Origin of the sequence: Spiroplasma corruscae (assembly GCF_002237575.1) — a bacterium.
Lineage (GTDB): Bacteria > Bacillota_I > Bacilli_A > Mycoplasmatales > Mycoplasmataceae > Spiroplasma_A > Spiroplasma_A corruscae.
The window spans coordinates 1045382-1062059 of sequence record NZ_CP022535.1 but is presented as its reverse complement, the minus strand read 5'-3'; the positions used below and the strand labels follow the sequence as shown (position 1 = coordinate 1062059).

At 25.8% G+C, this 16678-nt stretch carries 9 protein-coding genes; 8 read left to right on the top strand and 1 reads right to left on the bottom strand.

The annotated features are described in order from the left end of the window. The first annotated feature begins 191 nt into the window (after positions 1-191). The 8 genes from mgtA to SCORR_RS04600 all read left to right on the top strand — a co-directional run bounded on the left by mgtA (position 192) and on the right by SCORR_RS04600 (position 15789). On the top strand, positions 192-2882 hold the full coding sequence (gene mgtA, locus SCORR_RS04635) for a magnesium-translocating P-type ATPase (RefSeq protein WP_094049624.1): 2691 nt from the start codon (positions 192-194) through the stop codon (positions 2880-2882). Between the two features lie 122 nt (positions 2883-3004). Beyond that, complete coding sequence (leuS, locus tag SCORR_RS04630; RefSeq protein WP_094049623.1) at positions 3005-5419, top strand: leucine--tRNA ligase; 2415 nt, start codon at positions 3005-3007, stop codon at positions 5417-5419. Positions 5420-5534: 115 nt separating this feature from the next. Then, entirely contained in the window at positions 5535-9395 is a 3861-nt protein-coding gene (locus SCORR_RS04625) for an AAA domain-containing protein (protein ID WP_094049621.1), read from the top strand. Positions 9396-9398: 3 nt separating this feature from the next. After that, complete coding sequence (locus SCORR_RS04620; protein ID WP_094049619.1) at positions 9399-11669, top strand: hypothetical protein; 2271 nt, start codon at positions 9399-9401, stop codon at positions 11667-11669. 1 nt (position 11670) lies between these two features. Beyond that, positions 11671-12750 (top strand): hypothetical protein, encoded by a 1080-nt coding sequence (locus tag SCORR_RS04615; protein WP_094049617.1) that lies wholly within the window; start codon positions 11671-11673, stop codon positions 12748-12750. Between the two features lie 7 nt (positions 12751-12757). Then, the gene (locus SCORR_RS04610) at positions 12758-14554 is read left to right on the top strand and encodes an AAA family ATPase (protein WP_094049615.1); all 1797 of its coding nucleotides are present in this window, start codon (positions 12758-12760) and stop codon (positions 14552-14554) included. Next, positions 14547-15143 carry a 4Fe-4S single cluster domain-containing protein gene (locus SCORR_RS04605; protein WP_094049613.1) on the top strand — a complete coding sequence of 199 codons (597 nt, stop codon included), beginning with the start codon at positions 14547-14549 and terminating at the stop codon, positions 15141-15143. The genes SCORR_RS04610 and SCORR_RS04605 overlap by 8 nt, the downstream gene beginning before the upstream one ends. Next, a complete protein-coding gene (locus SCORR_RS04600) occupies positions 15106-15789 on the top strand; it encodes a nitroreductase family protein (protein ID WP_169709046.1) in 684 nt (227 codons plus the stop codon). The genes SCORR_RS04605 and SCORR_RS04600 overlap by 38 nt, the downstream gene beginning before the upstream one ends. Here the strand turns inward: SCORR_RS04600 and SCORR_RS04595 are convergent. After that, positions 15782-16642: a bifunctional 5,10-methylenetetrahydrofolate dehydrogenase/5,10-methenyltetrahydrofolate cyclohydrolase gene (locus SCORR_RS04595; RefSeq protein ID WP_094049609.1), complete on the bottom strand. Its 861-nt coding sequence runs from the start codon at positions 16640-16642 to the stop codon at positions 15782-15784. The two genes, SCORR_RS04600 and SCORR_RS04595, sit on opposite strands and share 8 nt — an antisense overlap. Positions 16643-16678: the final 36 nt, after the last annotated feature.

Below are 16678 nucleotides of genomic sequence, written 5' to 3'. Positions count from 1 at the left end.
AAGTTTTTTTGTATCTATTATAAAAAATGTTTTATTTCTAGGTGTTATATTATATAATCTAACTTGGTAAAGAGGTGATAATCAATGATAGTTCCGCTCGATAATTCTGATTTACATTCCAGTAGGAATATTTTTGGTTATTTAACCTATAAAAATAATCAATTGAAAATTTAATATAGATTGGAGAGATTATGAAAATAATAAAAAAAGTAAAAAAAGAACAAACTCTCTCAAATTATGTTAAATTAGATCATTTAGAATTACTTAAAAAAATTGACTCAACTCAGTTTGGATTAACTGATGATAAAGTAGAAGAAAATAGATTAAAATACGGTTCAAACAAACTTAAAGAAAAAAGATTAAACGTATTCTTAACTTTTACTAAATCATTTTTAAGTCCATTTAATATTATTCTAATAATAATTGATGCATTTAGTTTCTACTCATATTTAAGTGAAGATGGTGATCGCTTTGATTTAATTGGAGCGTTACTAGTTTTATTTATGATTTTACTAAGTGGTACTATATATTTTGTACAAGAGATTAGATCACACTTAGTCATAAAAAAAATGCTAATAGAAAGTAGACAACAATCAAAAATTATTAGAGGAGTAAATTTTAACTTTAAATCAATAGATAATGCAAACTCTATCAAACTAATCAAAGAAGCAGAACTCGTAGAAAACGATGAAATAGTTTATGGAGATTTAGTATACTTTTCAAATGGAGACCTTGTTCCTGCTGATACAAGAATTGTTTGATCAAATAATCTATACTTAAACCAATCTTCGTTGACAGGTGAATCATTCCCTGTTCAAAAAAAAGATAAGCATTCACTAGAGAAAAACGACTATTTGGAGTACGAAAATATTTGTTATACTGGTACAGAGGTGGTTTCTGGTAGTGGATTAGGAATAGTTGTTGCAACAGGTGAGAATACATACTTCTCATTAATTGATAAAAAAGTTAAAGAAAAAAGACCAAAAAGCTCATTTGAAAAAGGTATTAAAAAAGTAATTCTATTTTTAATAGCATTTATGCTAGCAGTAACTCCAATTGTCTTTGCGGTTTACGCACTAAGACCAGGTGAAATTGATAATAAATGATTTAATGCAACATTATTTGCAGTAGCAGTAGCAGTTGGGTTAACCCCTGAGATGCTCCCAATAATAGTAACCTCTAACCTTTCAAGAGGCTATTCTAAAATTAAAAAAAATAATGTAATTGTAAAAAATTTAAATGCAGTTCAAAATATTGGTGCAATTGATATACTTTGTACTGATAAAACAGGAACAATTACAAGTGGTGAGATATCACTCGACAAAACTTTGACATTTACAAATCAAAAATCTGAGGAAAATATAGAAAAAATCTTATATTTAAATAGTTATTTTCAATCTGGGTTTCAAAACCCGATTGATCAAGCAGTATTATTAAGTAAAAAGATTAAAAAACCGTCTCTGGATGGTTATCAAAAAGAATGAGAAGTTCCTTTTGATTTTAAAAGAAAAATATTATCTGTAATTTTAACAAAAGATGAACAAAAAGAAATCTTTACTAAGGGTGCAGTTGAAGAAATCTTAAAAGTTTGTAACAGAATTTCAATAAATGGAGAAATTAAGGAAATAACAAAAGAACACAAAGAGAAAATCATCTCAAAAAGTCATGAATTAAACTCTGATGGATTTAGAGTTATTGGAATTGCGCATAACGTTTTAGAAGACGAAGACATTGAAGATGACTTAGTATTTTATGGTTATGCTACTTTCTATGATGAACCAAAGAAAACATCAAAAGAAATTATAAAAAAATTAGAAATTAAAGGAATAACAACCAAAGTCTTAACCGGAGATAGCGAAGTTATAACAAGATCAATTTGTAAAAACGTTGATTTTAGTATTACAAAACTATATACCGGTAAACAAATTGAAGAGATGAGTGAAGAGAACTTACACAAGGCAGTAAAAGAAGCTAATGTATTTGTAAAATTAAGTCCGCTTCATAAAACAACTATTATTGAAACTTTAAAAAAACAAGGTCATGTTGTTGGTTTTATGGGTGATGGAATTAATGATGCTCCAGTACTTAGAGAATCAGATATAGCGATATCATTTAGTGATGCATCGAATATTGCACAAGAAGCCGCTGATATGATCATAATGGGTGAGTCGTTAATGGCAATTGACTCAGCTGTTACGGAAGGAAGATATAGTTTAGCAAATATTCTAAAATATATAAAAGTAACGATAGCTTCTAACTTTGGTAACGTATTAAGTGTCTTGGTTGCGTTATTTTTAACTACTGTTGAACCAATGCAACCATTGCATTTATTATTACAAAATCTTCTTTATGATATTGTAATGTTTGCTTTCATATTCGATAAAGTTGATAAGAAGTTTTTAGAAAAACCAAGGCCATTTACAACCAAAAATATGATATGGTTTGCTTTAATTAATGGACCAGTAAGCTCAATATTTGATATATCAACATTTATTGTTTTATTGTATGCATTCCAATCAAAAGTTGGAGTAATTCCCGGTATTTCAAATTCGGATAATCTTCTTTTCGAAAACTCAAAAGAAATGTTTAACGCGAGTTGATTTCTTGTTGGTTTAATGACCCAAACAGCTGTAATGCAAATGTATAGAACTGAAAAAATACCATTTATACAATCAAGAGCAGCGTGGCAAGTTAATGTTTCAACATTATTTGTGTGTTCAATGGCAATAATTATTCCATACACACCAATTAATGCAACAGTTAAAATGGCTACGCCACCACTTGAGTTTATGCCAATTGGAATTGGTTTTGTATTACTATACATTTGTATGGCTCAGACTGTAAAAATAGGTTACATAAAGTTGTTCAAAGAATGATTATAAATTCAAACTAGTGTATAACTAGTTTTTCTTTTATAAATTACGATTATAATATGAAAGATAATTTATTTAAAGAATGTATAATAGAAATATAATATTTTATATTCTAAATTAGAAAGGTAAAAATGGAATACTCACATAAATTAATTGAAAAGAAATGACAAAAATTCTGAGACGAAAAAAATACTTTTAAAACTACCGATGTAAATGAAAAAAAAGCTTATATTTTAGATATGTTTCCTTATCCTAGCGGGGCTGGTTTACATGTAGGACACCCAAAAGGATATACAGCTACAGATGTTTTTGCAAGGATGAGAAAAGCACAAGGTTATGATGTTTTACACCCAATAGGTTGAGATGCATTTGGTCTGCCAGCTGAGCAATACGCTTTAAAAACTGGAAATGACCCAAGGGAGTTTACTGAAAAAAATATAATAGTATTTAGAGAACAATTAAAAAAACTAGGTTTTAGCTTTGATTATAATAAAGAAGTGAACACAAGTAATCCTAACTATTATAAAATTACACAATGAATATTCCAACAGTTGTATAAAAAAAACTTAGCAGAAGTGCGTGAAGCAAATGTAAATTGATGTGAAGGTTTAGGAACTGTATTAGCAAATGAAGAAGTAATAAATGTTGATGGTAAAATGGTATCAGATATTGGTGGATTTGAAGTTGTAAAAAAACCGATGAAGCAGTGAGTGCTTAAAATAACTCATTATGCAGATAGATTATTAGAAGGACTAGAAGGACTAGATTGACCAAACTCAGTTAAGGAATTACAAAAAAACTGAATTGGAAAATCAGAAGGTCTAATAATTAAGTTTGATGTTTTAGATAAAGAATTAGAGATACCTGTATTTACAACAAGACCAGATACTATTTATGGAGTTACTTACCTAGTATTGGCACCAGAAAATAAACTTGTATTTAAACTAGCAAAAGACGAATATAAAAATAGTATTGAGAATTATATACAAGAAGCAAGTAAGAAAACTGATATTGATAGACAAGACGATTCAAAAGAAAAGTCTGGTTTATTTACTGGTTCTTATGTATTAAATCCAATAACCAATGAAAAAATTCCTGTTTGAATATCTGATTATGTTTTAAATGATTATGGTACTGGTGCAGTTATGGCTGTTCCTGCTCACGATGGTAGGGATTGAAAGTTTGCACAAAAGTATGAATTACCTATAAAATTTGTATTAAAATCAAAAGATATATCAAAAGCATTTGTTGGTGAAAGTGAATACATTAATTCTGAATTATTAATTAGTGTTAAAAATAAATCTGAAGCCATTAAAATAGTTGCAGATAAATTAATTGAATTAAATAAGGCTGAGCATAAAATAAATTACAAATTAAGAGATTGGTTATTCTCACGACAAAGATTTTATGGAGAGCCATTTCCCATTATTTTTACTAGTGATGGTAATATATCATTAATTGATGAAAATGATCTACCATTAGAATTACCTAAGACTGATTACATTAAACCTTCAAACTCAGGAGAATCTCCTCTTGCTAACATTGATAGTTGGGTAAACACAATGTACAAAGGTAATAAAGTGAAAAGAGAAACAAATACTATGCCTCAATGAGCAGGTTCTTGTTGATATTATTTAGCTTATATACTTACTAAGACACCTAATAACTTAATTGATATAACAAGCGAAGAAGCAATGAACTTATTCAAAAAATGATTACCAGTAGATTTATATATTGGTGGTCAAGAACACGCTGTGCTTCATTTATTATATGCAAGATTTTGACATCAAGTATTATTTGATATTGGAGTTGTTCCTGTGCCTGAACCATTTCAAAGATTAATAAATCAAGGAATGATTTTAGCAGATAATGGTGAAAAAATGAGTAAATCAAAAGGGAATGTAATTAATCCTGATGAAATAATCGAATCGCATGGGGCGGATACATTAAGACTTTATGAGCTATTTATGGGTCCACTAGAAGCATCTCTACCTTGAAGTTACAAAGGTTTAGATGGAGCAAGAAAATGAATTGACAGAGTGTATAGAATGATTGATAATTATGAACTTGTAAATGATAACAACTCAAGTTTAGACTTTGTATTTAATGATGTTGTAATGAAGGTGACAAATATGATTGAAGATTGCAAGTTTAATACTGCTATATCTCAATTAATGGTATTTGTAAATGCAGTTTATAAAGAGGGACAAAAAATATTTAGAAAATATATAGAAGACTTCTTAGTAATGTTTTCATTGTTTTGCCCTCATATAGCTGAAGAATTATGAGAAAAAATAGGAAATAAAGCAAGTATTTATAATGCTAAATGGCCCGTTTTCGACAAAACTAAGTTAGTTGTTAATGTGGCAACTATTGCAATTCAAGTAAATGGAAAATTAAGAGGCACTATAGAATTAGAAATAGACACAAATCCTGATTTAGTAAAAGAAAGTGCCAAACAACTAATTTCAAGTTATTTGGAAGGCAAAGAAATTATAAAAGAGATTGTTGTACCAAATAAAATAGTTAATTTTGTTATTAAATAATAAAAAGTACTGAGAAGTACTTTTTTATTTGATTTTAAATGCTTGTCATAATACTTTGTAATCAAGTTTAATTTGTTATAATTAAAATAACTTTACATGATTGGATGTGTCAAATGTGCCAAGTATAATAAAAAATGAAGAAAATAAAGAATTAATATTTGATTTCTCATTTATGCAGAATGTGAAATTCAAAGATAATTTATTAGGACTAGATAACATAGTGGTACAGTTAGAAATAAGTGGTGTAAATACATACAATGAGTTTTTAAACTTCTTGAAGCAATCACTGGTAAAAAAAAGTTTTATTTGTTTAATAGACAATAAAACCAGAGTTATATCAAAAAAAGACTCATTAAAGGAAACGTATGATGGAATAATAAGACTTGAGCTTGATACACATAATCAATCTTTTTTTAAGAAAGGAACTTATCTAGGGTTTTTTGTAAATATAGATCCAAAAGATGCTACATTAACTGTTGCCTCAATATTTATCACTAGATTAAAACCTATAGCACAAGAATTTGAAACTACAATTGATGAAACAACAATTTTTGTACTTAGACACAAAAATCAAGTGCCAGTTGATGAAGTATTAAGAAGAAATATATTAAATTCAAGTACATTACTAAGCATTGGAAAACTTTTATCAACATTTGAAGAAGAGAAATACAAGTGATTAAATTATTTAGATTTTTGTGAAGATTTATTAAAACTTCAGAGAAAAAATTCGTTGCCTTTTCTTGGCGCAGTAACAAATAATGTTATTAAAATAGACAAAATTTTATATACAAATGATTTGCAAGACTTTGTCCTTAACAATTATAAGACAAAAAGTTTTATATTTTTAAAACAAGAAGCAGTAAGTGTTTTATCATCGCTTAATATTAATTTTGACCAAACCAAAGTTGTTACCTTTGATGTATTATCAGATAATATTAATAAGATTAATAAATTAAAAAAAACACAAGATTTGTATGTTTTGCCATTATCCTATAATGAAAATATTTTGAATACACATAATCTTTTGGAAAATATTGAAACGTTATTTGATTTTGATTTAATAAATCAAAGTGATCAAAACCGAATTGTACCACTACAATTGATGATAGGAATATCCCAAGAAGAAGTATCTCTTAAAAACTATTGAAAGCTTAATAAAGATATAGTTCTTGGTGGAGAATTGATATTTAATAAATACATTTCTAAGTATCCTACAGAAATGGATGATTATAAAGTTTATAAAATGAGTTATGAATTAAGTCAAGAAGTAGAATTAGATTTTTTTAATATAAAAAACAATATAGATTATTTGAACTCAGGATATATATCATATTTAGGATTTGGAGATGATGTTTTGATTGAAAGATCAAGACAAGTTTTAAAAAGAATATCTGATGGTAATACAAAGAATCCTTATTTAATTAACTATTTATTTAATACAAAGTTAATATCACTATCAGAAAGTAGTGATGAAGAGGTTATTGATGATAAAGATTTCTATTTTAAGTTAAATAAAGAACAAAAAGATGCTGTTTGCAAAGCTGTAAATACAAAAGATGTTTTTATTTTACAAGGTCCGCCAGGAACAGGTAAAACACAAGTTATTTGTGAAATTATATACCAACTTTCTAAAGAAGAAAAAAAAATATTATTATCTAGTCAAAATCATGAAGCTATTAAAAATGTTGTAGATAGATTGCCAATCGATCCAAACATTAACAGAGTTAGATTAGTTAATCAATTAAATACTAAATCATCAGCTGCTAATAATTTTTCTCCTGAAAGAGTTGTGTATAACTATTATAGATCAATTGCCAAAAAAATGTTTGATGATATAAATAATAGCAATTCATCTCTTAAAGAGTTTAGTTTTATAAAACAAAAATTAGAGAGTCTTATAATTTTAGAAAAAAGTTTTCATAAAGACAATAAAGAAATAAGAGAACTAAAAAAAGAGCTAAGTGTTATTAATGATAAGATTAAAGAGATTAACCTAACGACTCTTGATTATAAAAAACTTATCAATACTCTGAAAGAAGATTTATTTACTATTGAGAACTTAATATACTCATTAGAGGAAAAAAGTTTTGATAGTGTTGTTTCTTTTTCTGAGAACCTAGTTTCATTTTTTGATAAGCATTTTAAGTTAGAACTTAAAAATTTTATTCTTAAGTATACAGATATTGATTATAGTCTTAATGATAATAACTACTACAATCTTTTAACTTTGATAAATAAAGAAGTATTTGAAAAGAGCGAACTTTTTAAAAGTATTAAACAATCAAAAATCTTAATACAAAGTTATAAGAAAACATTTGAAGTAGAGTTGCTTAAAAATGAAGAAAGTAGATTAAATGGTCTTTTCCAAATAGTAAATAATGATTTAGTATTTAAGGAATTAATAACATTATATGACAATATAATAGATGAACTTAAAATTGAAAAAATAAGACTTCAAGCAAATATGGAAACATATAAAAACCAAGAACAAATAAATAAAGATAGTGAGTTATTAGAGATTGAAAAAAATAAAGTTTTAGTTAAAATAAATAAAATTAATGACTCATTAAATACAAATACAAAAGACTTACGAGATTTAATTAAGTTTGTGAATAAAAAGTTTAATCTTAACTTAGGTGTAACTGATATAGACTTAGACTTAGTTATTAAAGCTGAGTTGGATAAAATAGAAAAAAACTTATTAGATAGTAAGAATAGATTTGAAAATAATTCTAGCTTGTACAAAAGTATTATTAATTATTTAAAAGAAAATTATTTAATAGATGATAATTTTGATAAAGATTTACCAACCAATAAATTTACATCACAAATGTATGTCGAAGGTAAAAAGTATACACAAACAATTATAAATAGCTTAATAAATATTTATGCAATGACTCTTACATCTTCAAATATCTTTAGATATAAAAAAGATCAAACAGCAAAAAAAATTGGACTAGAAGAAATAAATGTTAAAACACTTGATGTTGATGTTGTTATAATAGATGAAGCGTCAAAAGCAACACTATTAGAAATATTAATGCCACTAGTTTACGGTAAAAGTTTAATTCTTGTTGGAGATTATAGACAGTTACCTCCAATTTTAAAACTTAAATCAAGTCATGTTGATGAAGTTAATAAATATTTTAACAAAGATTATAGTTACATAGATTTAAATAATCTATTAAATGAATCCATTTTTAAAAAGTTAATTAGTGCAAATAATAATTCTATAACTACAATGTTAAGAACTCAATACAGAAGTCACAAACAAATAATGGAGGTAGTAAATAAATTCTACGAAAATAATCTTAATGTCGATGAAGGTGTAAGTGAAATTAAAAAGCATGATTTAGTAATAAAAAATGCATTTGAAAACTCTATTATTGATTCAAGGAGTTCTGTTTATTGAATAGATTCATCTTATGATATTAATAACAATATATTCTACGAACAAAGCGAAGAATATTCTACTAGTCTATTTAATGAGTTAGAAATTGAAATTACTAAAAGTCTATTAAAAAAGATTGATAAGAGTTTAGAAAAACAAAATAAGTTAAAAAAACCGTCTATTGCCGTTATTAGTTTTTATTCATTACAAGTAAATAAATTAAATAGAATAATAAAAAAAAGTCTATTCAAAAATTTTGATCTCGTAATAAACACAGTTGATGATTTTCAAGGTAAAGAAGCCGATTATGTAATTGTAAACCTTGTAAGAAACGCTGAAAAAATTTCAGTAACTAAAGGTAGAGAGTTTTTAAAAAAATATGAAAGAATTAACGTTGCATTCTCAAGGGCTAGAGAGTTGCTAATTATAGTTGGTGCAGAAAGAATGGTTAAAGATGTAATGGTTAAAATACCAACTATAGCAAATCCAGATGTTACAAATAGCCAAGAAGTATATACGGATATAATAAATTTACTTGACTATAGAAATTGTTTTTTTAAGTCAAAAGACGTAATAGGAGATTAAAGTATGATTTTTGATAGAGTTGAGATATTATACGAGAAATTTTTCTTAGCTATAAAAATAAAGTTTTCCGAAACTAGAAAACCAACTTTTGTAGAATTTTTAATTCTTTCCATTTTACTTGAGTATAAAGATGATAGAAAGACTTTAAAAGAAATTTTAGAAGTAGATTTCAACATTAAAAATCAAATATTATTTGAAAAAGCACTAAGAGACTTAATCTCTTTTCAAATAATAAAGTTTAAAGAATTAACTTTATCTGTAGGGGAATCTAACATTAGTTTATCTATAAATAATTTTATTATCAAAGATGATATTAGAAAAAGCTTTAATAGTGAGTCTTTCGTGATATCAAATAGCAATAAGTTGTATGATATTAAGTATTTTTTTGACCCAATAACTAAAGAACCAGAACTTACTAAAGAAATAAACTGAGTTAGAAAGTTACCAAAAGTTAAACTGAGTTACAAGTTAAAACAAAACCTGATAAATAAATCTTTCTTTAGTAAAGAAAAAATATATGAAACTGTAATAAGTTTTATAAAAAATAATAATGATGTCATCGGTAATAACCCAAATGTTTTAGATATATTAACAATGGAGCAACAAGATATTAGTAGCTTTGGAAATATAGAAAAATTAATAAAGAAAGAAAATATTGCGTGTGAGTCTTCTGTTGAGTTTTATACAGATGGTTCATTTAAAATAAGAGTAAATAATAATGATCTTGAAATAATGTTTAATAGTGATAAAGAATTAAAGTATGAATTTATAAAAACAATTCTAAAACAATACAATCAAAGTTTAGATAATGTATTTATGTTAAATGATATTAATAACAAAAATAATTTTTATAAAGAAGTTGATTTATTATCAAACATAAACGTAAACTCAAATTGAAATTTACTTCTTGTTAATGATCAACATATTCTATCGCATGAAGATTTATTAAAAAACAACGATTTATTTAAAAACATGGAATACATAATTTTTTACAATTCAAAAAGAAATAGTAACGATGTTATTCGCAAAAATAATAAAATATTTTATTATGTTGGAGCACTAAATAGTGATTTTTTAAAAGAAACAACTTTTACTTATTTAAGTAACGAGGATAAAATTAAATCTTTTTTAGTTTCAAAAATATATTTAGATAAATTAGAAACTAGTTTTCCTGTAACATATCTTGCAAAGGTTAAAGAACTTAATATTCACAATGTGTTAGAAAATTACTTTATAGAGTTGGAAAATATATTTTATAACAACTTAATCAGTCAAGATTATTTAATATCTGAGTTATATTTTAAGTTGCTAGATAGATTTGGATTAATTGATAAGGCTAAAAACAGTATAATAAAATTTATATCTGAGTCAAATAATTTAGTTGATGATTTTAATAGTTTTAAAAGTTATATTAAGAAATCAAAAAACATTGAACTTCAAAGAATTGTAAAAGATATAACTCCTAAAGCGCTTGCTATTTGTTTAAGTAAGCACGACGATGATAAAAAATTATCTCTTATAAGTAAAATTGATATTAATAGTAAAACAAGTATTTTAAAGATAATTGAATCTATAGAAATGAAATTAGATATAAATCTAACATATAAACTAATTGATTATTTGTTCACAAAAGGTATTGATGGTTGAGAGTTAAATATAAATGATTGTTTAAATATATTATTAAATTATTTTAAAAATAATTTAAGGGAAAATAACTTTGATGAAAATAAGTACAAAAATTCTGAATCCTACATTAGTCATTCTAGAACTCTTAATATGATCGCAACAATGATTAAATATTTGTATAAGGAAAATTTTGCACTTGCAGAAGACATTTATTATGAATTTATAGATAATTTTTATAATATTTTAAATAATTATTTAGTAATAAATAAAAAGTATATAGATTATTTAGAAGTATTTGCAGAGATACTAAAAGAATTTTATAAAGATATGTTTAATTATCAAGTTAGTTATTTTAGTACATTAGACAAGAATCAAATAAAGTATAAAATATTTTATATAGCTGCTAATTATATTGGCAAGTTGGAAAAAAAATTAAATGATCATTTGAAAACGTGAGATGAGTCAACTCCAGTAGAGATAAAATTTTTCTTGTTGAAATTAAAGGATAAAGAAAGTTTAGAAACACAACAACTCATAATTAACAATGAGAGTAAATTAAAAAAAGCACTTAAAATAATATTTGGTACAAAATTTGATTATAAACCAAGTATTCTTTCAGAAATAAGAAAAGAGTTAGGAGAAGTTTAGTATGAGCATGACCGCAGAAGAAATTCTACTTAATTGTGAAAAACATTTTAGCTTTATTGCAACAGAAATTGAATCTTTAATAGTTTATATAAAAAATTTATTAGCAAATTGTAAGAGAATTGATAATTCAAAATTTTATGAAGATAAAATTTTATCGCTGATAGATAAATTAGTTAAGCAAAAAGAAGATTTTAAAAAAAATACTATTGACCGTGAGATGAATAAAGATACACATATAGCTATTGAGACATACAACGAAATTCAAAAATATGCAGAAGGAACAAGAGATTTACTTGCCGAACTGAAGTTAGAAGCATTCTCCTTAAAAAGAGATATTGTATCAAAAGAACAAGATATGATTTTTCAGTCTTTAAATATTAATAAACTGAACAATCTTAAAGAACTTGAACATAAACTTATGATTTCTTATGAACAAGATACAGATAAATTGTTTATCAAAAACTTCTTTGAAGATAAAAAAGAAGTTTTAATTAATTTAAACAACGAAGAAGTTATAAGTTTATTAAAAAAATCTATGGTTCAAGAAAATGATTATAGTAAAGTAATCGAAAAAGAAATTATTTCATCAGCAATAGAAATATACAAGAATGATATTGAGACAATTAATATCTTAAAAGAAGAAATGAAAAATGTACTTGAAAAATCTAACTCAAGAGATACTTTGTTAAGATTTTATAAAAACTTTTTAAAACGAGCAGAAAATGAAAGTATTAGAAGAGATAACATTACTAAAATAATAAAAGCTGTTACTGATATAGGATATATAGTTAATGAAAATGATATAAGAAAAATAAAAGAAAAAAACATAGTAGTTATACATGCCACAAATAAAGATGGTAAGACAGCTGATTTTGCTGTTAAGTTTGATGGTAGTTTGATTTATAATTGAGAAGGTTTTGAAGAACACGAACATGATGAAGATGCTAAAGCATTTTTGAAAAAGTTAAGAGAGTATAATATATTACATAGTGATGAATATAAAAAAGTCTATAGAGAACCTAATTTTATTAAAGAAGCTAAATTGAAAGTTAAACAAAAACAAGATAAAAAAGAAAAGTAGGTAAAATATGAGTACTCAAAAACAATTAACACAGTTAAAAAACTTAGTAGGAATTAAAAAAGCCATTATCTTAGAAGGTAATGTCGACGATATATTTGAGTTTGATAATAGTTATATTTCTATTCAAGAATGTATATTCAAAATATTTGATGCAAAAAATTTAAGTGATAAATATATTTATGATCAAAATATTGGTATAAAAGGTAAAAAATTACAAAGCTTATTAATGAGTAATGAGTCAAGTGGTAATGGCGTGGTAGATGATTATCAAGAACTTTTTGGTGAATCAGGAGAAAAAAATGAAGATGAACTTCACTTAAAAAAACCTACTGATTTTTTTAATATTCTTTGCAAAAATTTGAATAGAGAAGATGAAAAAAAGATTGGATTTATTATAGACTACTCTGATTTTGTTTTTAGTGATCAAACTCTCGAAGTTGATGATAGAAAGGCTTTAACGGAGTTTAGTAAATCTTTGAAAGAAACTAACTTTAAATTATCTAAGGTAGATGAATTAAGTAGTTGTGTAATTTTTATCACTAAAAAAATTAATCAGTTACCTCCAAGTTTATATTTAGATAATCCAGAAATATCAATTATAACTTTGCCTAAACCAAGTAGAGACGAAAGAAAAAGGTTTTTGACAATTGTTAAAAGTTTAATAAGAGTAACTGATATTTCAACAGAGTTTGAGAATATTATCGATGCAACAGAAGGTTGAACAATAATAGAACTTTCACATTTTGTTAAATTTTCTTGCAACTTTGAAGTTTCATTGGAGTTTAACAAGCTGTTTAATATTTATAGCTTTGGTGAAAAGACTTCACCTTGAGAAGAACTAAGCTATGAAAAAATGTTGAATATAAAAAAAGAACTATTAGATAAAGTTATAGGGCAAAATGAAGCTGTAAATAAGGTTGCAAAAGTTATTTATAAAGCATTCACAGGTCTAAGTGGTATTACCTATTCATCAAAAAGAAGTAAACCAAAAGGTACTTTATTCTTTGTCGGTCCAACTGGAACAGGAAAAACAGAGTTAGCAAAAGCTATTACAAAATTTTTATTTAATGATGAGTCAAATTTAATTAGATTTGATATGTCTGAGTATGGACAAGAAAACTCTGATCAAAAACTTATTGGAGCACCTCCTGGATATGTAGGATTCGAAGGTGGTGGACAGTTAACCAATGCTATAAAAGAGAAACCTTTCTCAGTACTTTTATTTGATGAAATTGAAAAAGCAAGTCCAAAAATATTTGATAAATTTTTACAAATATTAGAAGACGGTAGATTGACAGATAACACGGGTCAAACAATTAGTTTTAGTGAAACTTTTATAATATTTACTTCGAATATTGGTGCTTCTGAAGTAATGCCAGACTTAGAACCTCAAGAAGTTCATAATCAGTTTATTAAAAAAGTACAAGATCACTTTACATACGAATTAAACAGACCGGAACTACTTGGTAGATTTGGAAATAATATTATACCTTTTAATTTCATAAGAGACATAGAATTAAAAGGTAAAATCGTAAAACAAAAACTACAACCTTTAAAAGCTGCTATTTATGAGAAGTATGGTTGTGATTTTAGTATTGATTTAAATAATAAAGATATATTAAATATCCTATTAAAAAACGCTGATGATAGAAGAGGTGGAAGAGATGTATTGAACTCAATAGAAACTAATCTTGTAGATAGACTGTCTGAATATATTTTTAAGAATTTAACAATACTAAAACCGGGGTCAAAAATTCAGGCAATAATATTGGATAACCATTTGGAGTTTAATTTAGTTGGCTAGTTTAAATATAGCAAAATTTCTTTTATGTAGTGAGATTGAAGGACCGGGTAATAGATTTGTCATTTGATTACAAGGATGTAATATAAATTGTAAAAATTGCTCAAATCAAGAACTTTTACCTTTTGAAAAAAAGATATTTGTATCTGTTGATATTCTTATAGAAAGAATTTTATATGCAAAAAATAAATATAATATTGAGGGTATAACGCTACTTGGTGGAGAACCATTTATGCAACCAGACGGAATTGAAGAGCTATCCAAGTGATGTAAAGAAAACAACTTAACTGTAATTTGTTTTACTGGTTATTTATATGAAAAGTTACTAATAGATTATAAAAGCATAATAAGTTACATGGACATAATTATTGACGGCCCATTTATTTTTAAACAACTAGATTATAAAAGAAGATTGATAGGAAGCAAAAACCAGAGAGTAATAAAGGTCAGTGATTATTATAAAGATAATGATTATTTTGAAAAGCCATATAGTGAAATTGAAATACAAATATACAAAAACAGACTATCAATAAACGGTGATGGCAAAATATTTGATGATGAGAAAGGTAAGTTTATTTTCAAACTTAATTAGAAATATGAGTAAAGTATTAGAACTTATTATAGAGCGAAGATCAATAAAAAACTTTAATAAAAATTTTAAAATTAGCAGTAAAGATATTATTAAAATTTTTGAAACCATTAGAATGTCACCAACATCATTTAATTTACAGCCTTTCAAGGTCTATTACGTAAGTAATATTGATATTAGAGAAGAACTTTCTCCAATTTGCTGGAATCAAGATTCAATAACTAGTTCGAGTGGATTATTAGTATGAACAGTAAATAAAGAAGATTATTTAAGAAATTATTATATAAAGAATCAAATAAGATGACTTGCAGATGGTAATGATAATAGAATAGAAAGAGTTACAAATGGTTTAAAAATAGTTGTTGATGATCGAAAAATCAGATACGAGGAGTGAGCTATTAGACAATGCTATATTACATTAGGATGCATTATGCCAGTTATAAAAGAATTAGATTTAGACTCATGTCCTATCGAAGGATTTCTAACTGATAAAGTAAATGATGTATTTAATAAGCATAAAGTATATAATTCAAAGAATGAGACTATTGCACTAGTTTGTGCAATTGGAAAAAGATTAGAAGAACAGAATACTAACTTTTTAAAAAATAAAAAAAGACTCCCGATGGAAGACTTATTTAAAACTATTTAGAGTTATTTTTATGATAGTAATTTTTATATAGTTTGTATACATTCTCTATCAAACAAGCAATTGTCATTGGGCCGACTCCACCAGGAACAGGAGTTATGTATTTAACAATTTTAGAGACTTTTTCAAAGTCAACATCACCACAATATATACCATTAACAAAGTTAGCGCCTACATCAATCACAGTCATATTTTTATGCACAAATTTTCTAGTTATAAGTTTTGAACTACCAGCTGCACTAATTAATATGTCGGCTCTTTTACAAACCTTAGCTAAATTTTTTGTTTTTTTGTTACATATGGTCACAGTTGCTTCTCTATTTATTAGCATTGTTGCAAGAGGTTTACCAACAATATTGCTTCTTCCAACTATGGTTACATTAGATCCGACTAAATTAATGTTTTCTGATTCTAATAGTTTTACAATTCCATTAGGCGTTGCTGGATAAATTTGTGTGTTATCTAGTAGGACATTACCAAGTGTTTGTGGATTAAATCCGTCAGCATCTTTTGTAACATCAATCAAATTATTAATAAATTTTTCATCAATGTGACTTGGGAGAGGTAATTGCACAAGAATGCCATCAACATTTTTATCTTTATTAAGACTTAAAATAGTTTTTTCTAACTCATTTACTTTTATATTATTATCAAATTTTAAGACCTCTGCATCAATCCCAACACTTTTACAAGAGTTTAGTTTGTTTTTTATATATTTATTACTAGCAGGATTGTTACCTATTTGTAAAATAGTTAATTTTGGTGCCCTAACACCTTTATTTTGGGCTATACTAATTTTAAGATGTGAATTTAATTTTTGAGATAGCAACTTTCCGTCTATTATCTTAGCACTCATAAATTAATTCCTTTCTATAGATTACAAAGGTGATTA